Source organism: Desulfomonilia bacterium (assembly GCA_036567785.1).
GTDB lineage: Bacteria > Desulfobacterota > Desulfomonilia > UBA1062 > UBA1062 > DATCTV01.
The window spans coordinates 375911-389426 of record DATCTV010000062.1 but is presented as its reverse complement, the minus strand read 5'-3'; the positions used below and the strand labels follow the sequence as shown (position 1 = coordinate 389426).

General features: G+C 45.9%; 12 protein-coding genes. 9 read left to right on the top strand and 3 right to left on the bottom strand.

Going from position 1 to position 13516, the window contains the following annotated elements; translation table 11 throughout:
• Positions 1-61 precede the first annotated feature (61 nt).
• The 3 genes from VIS94_17755 to VIS94_17745 form a co-directional block, all read right to left on the bottom strand.
• Positions 62-1315: a Y-family DNA polymerase gene (locus VIS94_17755; protein HEY9162923.1), complete on the bottom strand. Its 1254-nt coding sequence runs from the start codon at positions 1313-1315 to the stop codon at positions 62-64.
• Entirely contained in the window at positions 1312-1749 is a 438-nt protein-coding gene (gene umuD / locus VIS94_17750; GenBank protein HEY9162922.1) for a translesion error-prone DNA polymerase V autoproteolytic subunit, read from the bottom strand. The genes VIS94_17755 and umuD overlap by 4 nt, the downstream gene beginning before the upstream one ends.
• Before the next feature lie 68 nt (positions 1750-1817).
• Entirely contained in the window at positions 1818-3542 is a 1725-nt protein-coding gene (locus VIS94_17745; GenBank protein ID HEY9162921.1) for a pyridoxal-dependent decarboxylase, read from the bottom strand.
• A gap of 99 nt (positions 3543-3641) precedes the next feature.
• On the opposite strand from VIS94_17745, the gene rsmI reads away from it, so the two are divergent.
• The 9 genes from rsmI to VIS94_17700 all read left to right on the top strand — a co-directional run bounded on the left by rsmI (position 3642) and on the right by VIS94_17700 (position 13179).
• Entirely contained in the window at positions 3642-4502 is an 861-nt protein-coding gene (gene rsmI, locus VIS94_17740) for a 16S rRNA (cytidine(1402)-2'-O)-methyltransferase (protein ID HEY9162920.1), read from the top strand.
• 13 nt (positions 4503-4515) lie between these two features.
• Positions 4516-5154, top strand: a complete 639-nt coding sequence (locus VIS94_17735) for a MarC family protein (GenBank protein HEY9162919.1) — start codon at positions 4516-4518, stop codon at positions 5152-5154.
• A gap of 135 nt (positions 5155-5289) precedes the next feature.
• Complete coding sequence (locus VIS94_17730; GenBank protein HEY9162918.1) at positions 5290-5514, top strand: hypothetical protein; 225 nt, start codon at positions 5290-5292, stop codon at positions 5512-5514.
• A gap of 80 nt (positions 5515-5594) precedes the next feature.
• Positions 5595-6170 (top strand): hypothetical protein, encoded by a 576-nt coding sequence (locus VIS94_17725; protein ID HEY9162917.1) that lies wholly within the window; start codon positions 5595-5597, stop codon positions 6168-6170.
• Positions 6171-6314: 144 nt separating this feature from the next.
• Positions 6315-7577, top strand: coding sequence for an HD domain-containing phosphohydrolase (locus VIS94_17720; protein HEY9162916.1), 1263 nt, complete (start codon positions 6315-6317; stop codon positions 7575-7577).
• 158 nt (positions 7578-7735) lie between these two features.
• Positions 7736-9106, top strand: coding sequence for a glucose-6-phosphate isomerase (locus VIS94_17715; protein HEY9162915.1), 1371 nt, complete (start codon positions 7736-7738; stop codon positions 9104-9106).
• Positions 9103-10773, top strand: a complete 1671-nt coding sequence (gene mutL / locus VIS94_17710; protein HEY9162914.1) for a DNA mismatch repair endonuclease MutL — start codon at positions 9103-9105, stop codon at positions 10771-10773. Before VIS94_17715 ends, mutL begins: the two co-directional genes overlap by 4 nt.
• 1106 nt (positions 10774-11879) lie before the next feature.
• Positions 11880-12767 carry a peptidase gene (locus VIS94_17705; GenBank protein ID HEY9162913.1) on the top strand — a complete coding sequence of 296 codons (888 nt, stop codon included), beginning with the start codon at positions 11880-11882 and terminating at the stop codon, positions 12765-12767.
• 7 nt (positions 12768-12774) lie between these two features.
• A complete protein-coding gene (locus VIS94_17700; GenBank protein ID HEY9162912.1) occupies positions 12775-13179 on the top strand; it encodes a hypothetical protein in 405 nt (134 codons plus the stop codon).
• Positions 13180-13516 lie beyond the last annotated feature (337 nt).

The following is a 13516-nucleotide window of genomic DNA, read 5'->3' as shown; positions in this document are numbered from 1 at the left end:
CACGTGTCTATGATTATACACTTCTTATCGGCTCATTCAAGAATAAGTAAAATTATATGACTCACTTGGAAGTCTTTGCCACAGGGAGTTCATGCCATGATGTCGTGAAACGCCTGGACCTTTTCTCCTGTCGCATGCGCCAATCCCTGCCCGTCCCGGATGATGCCGGGGTTACGGTTTCCGAGCCCCATTCGGCGTTTATTCTGTCCACCGTCTTCATAAGTCGAAGCCTTTTCGGATTGTCGATGGCACCGAACAGGCTTGTCTGAACACTGCCCCTCGGAACAAGACCTGTGAAGGTAACCCCTGTTTTTCTGTAGGCCGGACCCTCACGATAAATATTCTCAAGCAGCCTTACGGAATACATTATGAGTTCGGGCGTATATGACGACGGCTCAGGGAGTTCCAGCGATGCGCCACGTGAAGTGAATCTGCCGTCAGCAAATTCATTTTCAAGAAGGTATACGCTGATGCCGGACGCCGCCATATCCATTGCCCTCAGCTTTTCGGCGGCGCGGCTGACATAAGACGACAGTGCCTCCCTGATTTCCTCGATACGGTAGAGTCTGCATCCGAACAACCGCGAACATGTAATCGACCTCCTTGCAGCAGGCTCTGTCCCGGAGCCGATGCAGGGTGTACCCCTGAGTTCATATACCGTTCTCAATCCCGATACAGAGAGAACCTTTCTCACCCACTCATCATTTGCATTTTTGAGTTCAAGCGCTGTCCTTATGCGGTGTTTTTTAAGCACCAGCGAATGGCTGTAGCCTATACCCCAGACATCACCTGCTTCCATATCCCCGAGGACTTCATCTTCTCTCTCCCTTATGTCGAACACGCCCGTACCCTTTTTCGCCTTTTTTGAGGCGGCCTTTGCAAGCGTTCTGGTAGTTCCTATTCCTATGGATACCGGTATGCCTGTCCATTTTTTTACCGTCTTTCTGATGTTTCTTGCATAATCTGCTGGGTCAGGGACTCCGGTCAGGTCCAGAAACGCCTCGTCTATGGAATATATTTCGATGCCAGGGCTCATTTCCTCGAGAATGCTCATGACCCTGTGCGAAAGGTCTGCGTAAAGCGGATAGTTCGATGAAAGTGCTACTATATTATGGCGTTCGGCAAGCATCCTGCATTTGAACAGGGGCTCTCCCATTTTTATGCCTGCCGCCTTTGCCTCCTCCGACCTTGCAACTATGCAGCCGTCGTTGTTGCTGAGCACTACGACGGGAACCCCCTTGAGCTTCGGATTGAATACACGCTCGCAGGAGACATAGAAATTGTTGCAGTCGACAAGGGCGTAAACTCTTTTCATGTCTTATGGATAACGTACGTCACCACTCCCCAGACTTCGAGATGCATGCCTTCCTTCAGTTCTATTGCCTGATATGAAGGATTTTCCGGCAGGAGGCGGCATCCGTTCGAGTCCCTTCTGAATCGCTTTACAAGAAATTCCCCGTTTAGCACCGCTATCACTATGCTTGAATCAGACGGTTCAATCGCCCTGTCTACAATAAGTATGTCACCGGGGTGTATGCCCGAGCCTGTCATCGATGTCCCTTCCACTCTGACGAAATAGGTAGCAGCGGGGTGTTTTATCAGAAACTCGTTAAGGTCAAGCGAACGGTCGACGAAATCATCGGCCGGGGAAGGAAAACCGGCGCTTACCCCTGCCGTAAAAAGCGGTATTTCCATCCTGGTCCCGCCGTTATGCCGCCATATTTGAGTAACCCTGACATTGCTTTCCATGACGGAATTCTTACACCCTGGTTTCCGCCGTGTAAAGACGGACGCTTATCCGGCGGTGGACAACCGGCTCAGTTCACTGTCTCGTTCAGCTTCTTGTATATCCTGAAGGTATTCTTGAGGATATGCTTCGATTCCCATATTTCCTGGCCGAGCCTTTTATGTTCGTCGAGTATCTGCCTTATCATGTCGGTCTCGGTATTGGGATTGATTGTGATCGCCCTCAGGACAACAATCCTTCGGGGTGCATATATTGTCGATTCTATACGGGTTCTCGAAACAAATGAGTTGTCGTCGTCTCTTATTTTTTTATGAAGTTCGATATTGAGTTCGTTAAGAACATTGTTGATCATGGTTATGGTGGATGCATGCTCTTTGGGATTTTTCATGCACCTATCAAGCATCTTCTTCAGTTCCTTCGGAACAAAGCGGTAATTGATTATGAAAAGCTCGGGTCTGTTCATCTGCTCGAAAAGAGGTTCTTCATCAAGCAGTTTCACGAAGGTATTCTGGAGCAGTCTGGCATGTTCGAAGACCAGTTCATAGCCTCTCCGGCCTATTATCTTGAGGGCAGCCCACGGTTTAAGGCTTGCAAATGGCCTCGAACCTTCAAGAGTGAACCTGCCCTGGTCGACCGACCCTTCTCTGATAATATAGTTTGCTGTGTGATAGAGATATGCAGAATCTTCTTCATTTCTGAAAAGGCAGATACCCATGGAGTTGGGGGCATAAAGCAGCTTGTGGGCATCGAGGCTTACGGAATCGGCCTTCTCTATGCCTTTAAGCATCTCTTTTCCGCCCTCCATAAGGAGTGCCCCACCGCCCCATGCGGCATCCACATGGTAATGGGAACCCAGCTCTTTTGATATGTCGGCAAGCGCTTCCAGATTATCAATATTACCGGTTTCCGTCGTTCCTGCAATCCCGACGATCGAGAGTATCTTCGTAGGTCTTCCGACGGCCTTGTCTTCTTTCAGTATCCTTTCAATGGTCTGCCACAGCTTATCGATGTCGATATTATTCGTGCACGGATGAACAGGAGAAAAGATGACCCCCTTTTCCCCTATTCCCAGCAGAGCGCCGGATTTGCATATTGAATAATGCCCGCGTTTGGATACCAGGATTACCGCCTGCCTGTATCCATAATATGCAAGTGAGCGTACAAGACCTTCCTTTCTTATGCCGCCGAATTTGTGCCCGTCGGGCGGAAAGGCCTTGGCACAGGCAAGCATGAATGCGGTAAGGTTGGCAATAGTCCCGTCAGAGGTTACATTTCCCAATGCAATCTTATGGTTCTGGATGTTTTTTTCATAGAAATGATTGGACCTGTTAAAGACCAGCCTGTGCATCCAGCACAGAAATTCCCTTTCAACAAAGGATGAGGCCTTTGCACTTTCGATCTTGACCTGGTTCTGATTGAGACTTACGGCGATCATCTCGAGAAGGATCATGAAATAGGGAATGGCCGATGTCATGTGGCCTATATAATAAGGGTTGGCGACTTTAACCGAATGTTTGATAATATTCTTTTTTATCTCATCAAGAAGGTCTTTCACCAGCATCGGAGTTTTAGGCATTTCCGTATTGCTGAAGATTCTCCCTAGTTCTTCCATCGATATGGAAGAGTGTATGCCACCCTTCTCCTTGAAGAAATCATGTATCATGTCAAGAAGATGGTCGCCGAATTCTATGAACCTGTCCGGAGAATTCGGCATTATGAAAAGCTTGCGCATGTATTCCGGGGTTGCCTCTATTTTTTTGGGACGCAAGTTTTTGTCTCGTTTAAGCGAATCCATTTTTATCCTTCACTTTGTTCAAAACAGATGACATATACATCATTATCCCGTCCCGGGAAAGTAAAGAAAACAAATAAAACCTTAAATGAACGGAGAGATATGAACGGGAAGCTGGAATCAAAAGGGAAAGGAACACTCTTCATAGTACCAACCCCTATCGGCAACCTGAAGGATATAACATTAAGGGCGCTTGAAATATTATCAGAGGTTGAACTTATCGCATGCGAGGACACACGCCACACGCTCAAGCTTCTGACTCATTACGGGATAAAAAAGCCTCTCGTTTCATACGAGAAATTCAGTGAAAAGAAAAAGCTCGTTCATCTGATCGAGAAGCTTGAATCAGGAGAGAATATTGCACTTGTCAGCGACGGGGGAACACCGCTTATAAGCGACCCCGGCACAATGCTTGTCATTGAGGCAAGGAACAGAGGCATCAATGTCGTCGCCCTGCCCGGAGCATGCGCCTTTATAACGGCTCTCAGCGCATACGGCTTTGATTATAAGTTCCGTTTCATAGGCTTCTTCCCGAGAAAACAGTCAGAGGCGCTCTCTGAGCTGGCAAAAATGAAGAGCTCCAATGAAACAACTGTCTTCTATGAATCCCCCAGAAGGCTCCTTACAACCCTTGAACTGATAAGGAAGCACCTTGAGGATGTCCAGGTATGCATTGCACGAGAGCTGACCAAGGTTCATGAAGAGTATGCCGCCGGCAGACTGGAAGAAGTGATTTCACGCTTCAAGGATAATGAACCCAAAGGTGAGATAACAGTTATAATAAGGGGAAGCCGGGACGATAAGAAAGTCATGCCCGACATAAGGATGAAAGCCGAAGAGCTCCTTGATAACGGGTATTCAAAGCGCGATGCTGCAAAGATGCTCCATGAGTTGTATGACAGGCCCAGAAAAGAAATCTACGAAATGCTTATTGACAAAAAGATTATGAATATAAAACATTAATTAGGAGAATGTTATGGCGCGCGAGTTTATCAATATTGCCGCTTTTTCTTTTCTTGCCCTCTTTCCCATAGTCAATCCGCCTGCTATGACCCCGATTTTTCTCGATATGACGTCGGACATCACCGCATCCGAAAGGAACCGGCTTGCAGGCAAAATAAGCTGGTATACGCTCATACTGCTGCTGGTCGTCCTTCTTGTAGGCGGGTGGATTCTCAAGCTTCTTGACATATCCATACACGTCATCAGGATAGCGGGCGGACTGCTCCTCTTCAACATGGCCTGGCAGATGCTCAACAGCGAACCAGGAGAGAGCGCTCAGAGAAACGGCGGGTTCAAGAGCGACAGCACTTCGAAGGTCTTTTTCCCAATGACCATGCCGATCACCGCCGGACCCGGCACGATTGCGGTAACGCTTTCGCTCATTCCGACTGGCTCCCTTCTGAAACCCGACACATGGATAAGCTTTGCAGGAGTCGCCACAGGAATCGCTCTCGTATCACTCATAGTTTTTGTTTTTTACAGATACTCCGGATATTTCTTCGGCAGGTTGGGCAAACAGGGCATACAGGTGGTGACGAAGCTCTCCGCCTTCATACTGCTTGCCATAGGTGTTGAAATAATATGGAAGGGATATAAAGGCCTTATATCCTGATTTCATTTCCGTCCTTAATAAAACACCGCTGTCATGCTTTTTGTACCGGCAGGAATTGTACGACACACGTATGTCGAGGAGGGATTATCACATCAGCCCTTCTGCCGTAAACGTATCGCGTTACGGAGGTGGATTATGGAACAGACAATTCTGGACGGAATATTCATTATATCGTTTTATATTGCAGGAACAGTGATACTCCTTATGGCAGGTGAGTTCATATGTAAGATTTATGAGATTGTCTTTCCGGCAATGAACAGAAAAGTATCCTGTCTCTTTTCATCAGCTTTCGTACACAGGCGGCAAAGACCTTTTCATGGCTGCTTGTGCCGGACATTTCCCGTAAGACAAAAGGGCTGATAATTAACAAACACTCGACGACGTCGCTTGTTTTATTTTATCATATGCACCTCAAATAAAGCGGAAAAAAGGAGCGGCTTATGATTATAAAGCAAACAGCCCTGTTCGAAAAACCCGGGGAGCATAATACTAAGGATTGCTTAGCTATTTTGAAAAATGCCGTTTCACAGGGACTTTCAAGGCATGTCGTGGTTGCATCAACTTCTGGCAGAAACGCCAAGGCGTTCTTCGAAGCACTCAAGGGTGCTGATGCCGGTCTCATTATCGTAACGCACTGCGCAAACTTCAAGGAGGAGAACCACGACGAATTCGACCCGCGCGTACGCAGGATGCTCAAGGAAAACGGCGTGCCCGTCTATACCGGAACCATTCTCACGTCTTCCCTTGAAAAATCAGTCATGGACAAGTTCGGCGGCAGTTCCACCGGCGCATTGATAGCCGGATGTCTTCGCCGCTTCGGTGAAGGCGCAAAGGTGTGCATAGAAATCGTGATGGAGGCCTGCGATGCAGGGCTTATCCCGGAGGGCGCCGAAGTGCTGGCCGCAGCCGGTACAGGCCACGGCTCCGACACCGTCATGCTCATAAAGTCCAGACCGTCCAGACGTTTCCTGGACCTTGAGGTCCTCGAGATCCTGGCGATGCCCAGAGGCAGATAAGAAATATCAGCGGGGTGAATCAGGTCTCAAATCAACCTATTGAACGGCGAGATAAAATATAATTATAATTTTAGCAGGATATCCCGATAATATGTATTAAACTATCTTTTTTATTAAAAGGTTTTCTTATGTCGGGAGAGTGCCATGCAGCGTAATATAACCGTCAATCTTGGAAATCTTGTCCTTTCATTATCCGATGCGATGGATCTTGCGAGCCCTGACTTGATTCAACATCAGCAAAGGACGGCATATGTAGTCTGGGATATGGCAAGAGCGGCAAAACTCTCAAATGACAGGATCGAAAAGTGTTTTATTGCTGCATTGCTTCATGATATCGGCGCCTTTTCTCTTGAAGAAAAAATCTCGCTTCGGAATAATGAGAAAGATGATGAAACCCATTGCATACGTGGCGGAACATTGCTCAGCCCCATATTCTGGTTAAATAATCCTGCTGAGATCATCAAATTCCATCACAAAGAATGGCGGTCATGGGATGAAACGATTGAGAATCCCATAGTTTTTGATTCGCAATTAGTTCTTCTTGCCGATTATCTGGAACGTCAGATTGACAGGAACAGATACATTCTCCATCAAAATCAGGATATTACAAATAAGATAGTATCTTCGTCAGGCTCCTTGTTCAATCCTCGGATAGTGGAACTTTTCCTGTCCGTTTCCAACAGTGAAGAATTCTGGCTGGATATCGTATCACCAAGACTATATTCCCTTCTTCTAAATGAAGGCCCTTTCAGAAAAATAGAGATAAACCATTTTGAAATATTGTTGTTATCTGAGTTGTTCAGAAACATAATCGACTTTCGATCACGGTTCACGTCAACTCATTCATCAGGTGTTGCAGCTTCGGCATCAATGTTGTCAAAAATATTCGGATTTTCAAAATCCGATATCGAATTAATGGAAATTGCAGGCAACCTGCATGATCTTGGAAAACTTGCAGTTCCCAATTCCATTCTTGATAAACCCGGCAAGCTGACAAATGAAGAGATGGCTGTCATGAAATCACACACATATTATACTTATTTTGTGATCAATACCATCGGGGGTCTCAAGCAGATCGCAGAATGGGCCGCTTATCATCATGAGAAACTCGATGGTTCCGGATATCCTTTTCACTGCAATGAGGACGAGATAAGCACCGGGTCAAGGATTATGATGGTTGCGGATATCTTCACCGCGCTTGCCGAGGACAGACCATACAGAAAGGGCATGTCAAGGAATGAGGTTGTCCAGATATTATCGCAGCTGAAAGACAATGCACTGCTTGATGCTAAAATCGTTAATCTTCTATTTGAAAATTACAATGAAATATTCGCTTATATGTCTGAAAAACAGTCTCTCGCCAAGGAGTTTTACGAAAAACAGTTCGCTTTTATAGAAAGGGAATGAGCCTGAATGAATTTTTGAATACAATTAAAAAATAACCATGGATGTTATTTCAAGAACCGGTTTGAATTATCATTGATTGATAAGTTCTATTCTGTATAACATTCAATGAAGAACAGGCAGATTCGGCATACACCAATCAACCCCGCCAGGAGGAAATTATGATCAGATTTGATTTTTCCGGAACAAGCGATGCCTTGATCGGAAACCGTGGAATTTCACTCAAAGATATCGAAGCCATTATGCCGCTGTGCACGAAAGCTCATGAAACAATGTCGGTTAACAGGGCGGAAGGCAGAATAAAATTCCAGGACCTGCCTGATGATAAAAAAATGATGGAAGCTGTAAAATCGCTGGCAAAGAAACTCAAGGGCAAGTTCAGGAACATAGTCCACCTGGGAATCGGCGGGTCATCGCTCGGGCCCAAGGCCATGTTCTCTTCCATAAAGCCGCCCTATTACAATCTTAGCGGCAACCCCAGGATTTTCTTCTGGGACAACGTCGATCCGGAACTCATGTCAGTAACCTTCGAGCACATCAGGCTTGATGAAACACTCTTTATTGTTGTCAGCAAGTCGGGAGGTACGGCGGAGACCGCATCACAGTTCATGTATGTATATGACAAACTCAAAAAGCAGCTCGGAGAAAAATACAGAGACCATCTCGCCGTCATAACCGACCCCAAGGGCGGGATCCTCAGAAAGATCGCAGACAGCGAAGGCATGGCGAACCTGCCGATTCCGCCTGAAGTGGGCGGCAGGTTCAGCACTCTTACCCCGGTGGGGCTGCTTCCTTCCGCTCTTCTCGGAATAGATATAGATGAGTTCATGAAAGGCGCAGGGAAAATGCGCGATAAGACTGTCAGTCCCGATGTCTTTTCAAACCCGGCCTACCTCTATGCGGCCATACATTTTCTTGCATCCGTAAAGGGCGCGAACATGTCCGTGCTCATGCCCTATTCCAATGCGCTCTTCGATCTTTCCGACTGGTACTGCCAGCTCTGGGCCGAAAGCAGCGGCAAGAAAACATCGCTTAAAGGAAAGACCGTATTCGCAGGACAGACTCCGATTAAGGCGCTCGGTGCAACAGACCAGCACTCACAGTGCCAGCTGTATATGGAAGGCCCGTTCGACAAGGTCGTGAACATCATAGACGTGAAGAAATACCGCAAGGAAATCACCATCCCGGATGTCTTCGGCGATACCGCCGAAATGGGCTATCTTTGCGGCAAGACCGTGAACAAACTGATACAGTCCGAAGCGAAAGGCACATGGGGAGCCCTCATCGAAAACCAGCGTATGACCGCTCGTATCACTCTCGATGCGATAACAGAGGAAACCATAGGCGCCATGTTCATGTTCTTCATGACCGCAACGTCATTCTTCTGCTACCTGCTCGATGTCAATCCCTATGACCAGCCCGGCGTCGAACTGGGCAAGGTCATCACGTTTGACCTAATGGGAAGAAAAGGCTACGAGGGCAAGGCAAAATCTTTTGCCGAAGTGGACAAGCTGGTGCTCGAACTCAAGTGAAAGTAAGGCTTCTGCCCAAAGGCCTGATCGACATGATCGCGGCCGGCGAGGTAATCGAACGGCCTGCCTCAGTCGTCAAAGAGCTCATCGAGAACTCCATCGATGCTGATGCGACATCCATATCAATCGAGCTGACAGGTGCCGGGATCGAACTCATCCGCATAGCTGACAACGGCTCCGGCATGGATGAGTCCGACCTTGAAACCTCAATATTAAGGCATGCCACAAGCAAGATCAATTCAGCCGATGACCTGTTCAATATAAGAACTCTTGGGTTCCGGGGTGAAGCGATCCCGAGCATCGCATCAGTCAGCAGGATGATGATTTCATCGAGGCAGGAACAGTCTTCATCGGGAAGCTTTGTCGAAATGGAGGCTGGCGAGATAACAGGACGAGGCAAAAAGGGCATGCCGCAAGGAACAGTCGTCGAAGTAAGGGACCTTTTCTTCAACATGCCTGCAAGAAAGAAATTTCTCAAGACACCGGCCACCGAGCAGAAGAACATGCTTGACGTCATATCGAGATATGCCCTTGCCCACCCGGACATAACCTTTTCGGTAACATCAGGAGAACGCAAGATTTTTAACCTGACATCATCCATGCCAACTGCAGAAAGGGCAGGCATCATTGCAGGTACAGACTTCAAGGAAAATATGAAAGAGTTTACAAGAAAGGCGCCCGGCATTCACGTGCACGGCATGCTTGCATCACCAGAGGTCAACCGGCCAACCCGCTCTTCGATATATGCCTTTGCAAACGGGAGATCCGTGAAAGATGCGGTTGTGACAAGCGCGGTTCTGGAAGGTTTTTCCGGCATGCTCATGCGGGGGCGTTATCCTGTTATAGTTCTGTTCATCGACATCGACCCGGCGGACGTCGATGTAAACGTACACCCGACAAAGGCAGAAGTAAGGTTCAGGGAACCGTCCAGGATATACGGCCTTATTGTATCCATAATCCGAGAAACACTTTCTTCATCGGGACACAACCGTTATGAATCCGTGTGCGAGCCTGAGATGCCTTACATTATAAAAAGGCCCGTATATGAAAATCCAGCCCTGCAGACATCATTTATTCAGGAGTATGACAAGCCGCATGGATTTTATTCGAACAAGTCCGTAATCGGTGTGCTCAAGTCAACCTATGTACTGCTTAGCGACGATGATGCATTTTACATACTCGACCAGCACGCATCGCATGAGCGCATAGTCTTTGACAGGCTCAACAGGTCAGACATCTCGGGCAGCCAGTCCCTGCTCCATCCGATTGTCGTGGAGCTTACCGCACAAGAGTTCGCGGCATTTGAAGAGATCATGGATCAGCTTGAAGCGATCGGCATAGAGGCAGAGCCCTTCGGAGAATCCGAAATCGCGGTAAGGACAGTCCCGACGCTGCTCAGGGATTCGGATATAAAAGACATCATCCACGAGATTGTCCACGAACCCCTTCCTAGGCAGAGGGACGAACGAAGGAAGGAAATCATCTCGCGCATCGCCTGTCATTCGAGCGTGCGCGCGGGAAAGCCCCTGACGCAGCCTGAAATAGCCGCCCTACTCCGCCAGTTGGATGAGGCCGGTGCGCCGACTACATGCCCGCATGGGAGGCCGATATTTAAGCGTATCTCACTCGAAGAAATCGAACGCTGGATTGGGCGCAGAACGTCATAACTTCGAATCTCTGCGTCTTTCATCGGCTCGTCGCTGCAACATACACTAAAAGTATGTTTCGCTCCTCGCCTTCGCCAATCCTTGACCTTCTTTGATTCGGGCTGTTGACGGCCCTCACCATTCAGACGCATCTTCGATGCGTCAATTTTCGTGAAGCTAAAATTTGTTCTGCCGCCCTGCGATTTATTTTTCACATACCAGCTAACTTGGAAACCCTGGAAAGATAGTTATTTATTCATGAACGTCCCCTTGATGTCCCCTTCGAATCTCTGCATCATTCCTCGTCTCGTCGCAGCAACATACACTAAAAGTATGTTTCGCTCCTCGCCTTCGCCAATCCTTGACCTTCTTTGATTCGGGCTGTTGACGGCCCTCACCCTTCAGGCGCATCTTCGATGCGTCAATTTTCGTGAAGCTAAAATTTGTTCTGCCGCCCTGCGATTTATTTTTTTACATCCCAGCTAACTTGGAAACCCTGGAAAGATAGTTATTTATTCATGAACGTCCCCTTGATGTCCCCCGAAGGCAGCACAATCAGCCTGAGCCTTCCATTATATAGTGATTAAAGCTTAAACTGTTTATTAGTTTATTATCCATATAGAGAATGCCCCTATCCTAAGAATGCCGAGGCGAAAGGCTGTATCAATACGCATGATTTCATGGTAATTATTGATCATGATTAAAAAAGTTGTTCGTAAAAGCAACCTGCAAAATATGCAGTCTGCGAAAGAAGATCTCTTGTACTGGCTGAGCCGACCTGAAGAAGAGCGGGTGGCAGCCGTCGATTATCTGAGAAAACAATACTATGGAACTTCAGAAAGACTTCAAAGAGTTGCTCGAGTTATTCAACGGGCATAAAGTTGATCCATCCAAAAGGGTTTACCTCCTGCTGATTTTTTCTTAATCATCATAGACATTGCCCCTACCCTCAGAATGTAAAGCAGCCATAGTTCATTTTAATTGATCTTTAAGCACTTTTTCTTTACATTCATCTTGGAAGAATAAGAAATATTGCTCACGAAAATCGTAAAAAACTAAATTACTATATAAATAGTTAAGTTCAATATAACATCAAATAATAAATTTTATAAATTCAGGAGGGCATCATGGAAAAGCAAGTTACTATTAAGGAAGTGATTCAAAAGATTGAATTAATACGTTCATCGACAGTTATTAGCTATATGGCCGCACAAAATGCACTTGTTGGACCAGAAGATGCCGGCATGTTGGTCGATACAATAGAGATGATGCTACCATCAAGTCGGAAACTGACTCGTCTTGATTTATTCCTACATAGTCCCGGCGGTTTTCTTGACTCCGCTTACAAAATAGTTAGAATCTGCAAAGAATATTCTGAAGAATTCAATGTAATTGTTCCATTAGCTGCGAAATCTGCCGCAACAGTTATTACCCTTGGGGCTAAGGAAATATTAATGACAGTCATTGCAGAATTGGGGCCAATTGATCCGATTATTCAACACCCATATAAACCTGATGTTCGTGTACCGGCACGGTCAATCAAGGATTTTTTTGCCTTTTTAATTTCTACAGAATCAACAGAGAAGATTTTAGTCGATCCGCAATTTAAGGCTCAAATGTCGAGTTTGCTAGACCCTTACTTAATAGGAACTTATCAAACAGCTCTGAATTCATCAAAACAAATTGCTGAAAAACTATTGAAAGAAAATGCTTTAAAGGATCGTCCTGAACTTATAGATGAAACTGTTAAAAAGTTGAGTGAAACTTATTATTCCCACTCTTATGTTATTGATAGAAATGAGGCTAGAGAAATAGGTCTGAATGTAATCAACACCGAAACTGTTTCTGAACTAGATCAGTATGTAAGACTCCTTCTCAGGGTTTACCAACAGTTCATGACTCAGAATAATGTTATCAAGCTTATTGGGAATAGAGAAATAAATAGAAACATACAGGCAATACCGGTATCGCCGCAGGTTGTTGCTCCGAATAAACCGGTCAATTTACTCTATTGAGGAAAACATGGATAACCTACTCAGTGGTGCACTTGGTGCGCTTATAGGTACAATTATTTCTTCTTTATTAAGTTACCTGATTTTCCGAAAACAAATTAAGGTGGATTCGAATAGAATCTTTCTTTCCAATCTTCTAGAAACTATTCAAGATATTTATCTGTCACTTCAGCATGGCACTGAAGTAAAAGAAGATCACATAAAGAGACTGATCTCATTTCGAGCTATTGGACTAAAGGAATTCAATAAGATCAATAATAAGATCAATGAATTGAACACTCTAATAATCAGCTATAATGAAGGTGTTTTAAAATCACTAAAATCTACAACTACAACTTCTCATCAAATAAATGCTCGTAGCGAATCTGAGAAGAAGGTATTCGAATTAATCAAGGTATTAAGAGATATGACATAAGGGAACCTATCGAAGTTTGAACACTAAAAAAGAAAGTAATTGCCAGCTTTTCAGATGTTCAATGAAAGTCAATGGAAGATAATATGTCTGCATTTTTATACAGACCGCTAGAACAAAGCAGACCGCGAAGCGACGAAATCGAGGCGCGAGACATACTTTTAGCGTATGCCGCAGCAACGAGATGAGGTGCGACAAATTTTGCATCACAAAATTGACATACCGAAGGTACGCCCGAAGGGTGAGGGCTATCTGCCCAAATCAAAGGTATGCAAAGTTATGGCGGCCTGTACAATCCGGTTTATATTCAAGATGCTGTCTAGTAGGCCAGGAGGAAGCG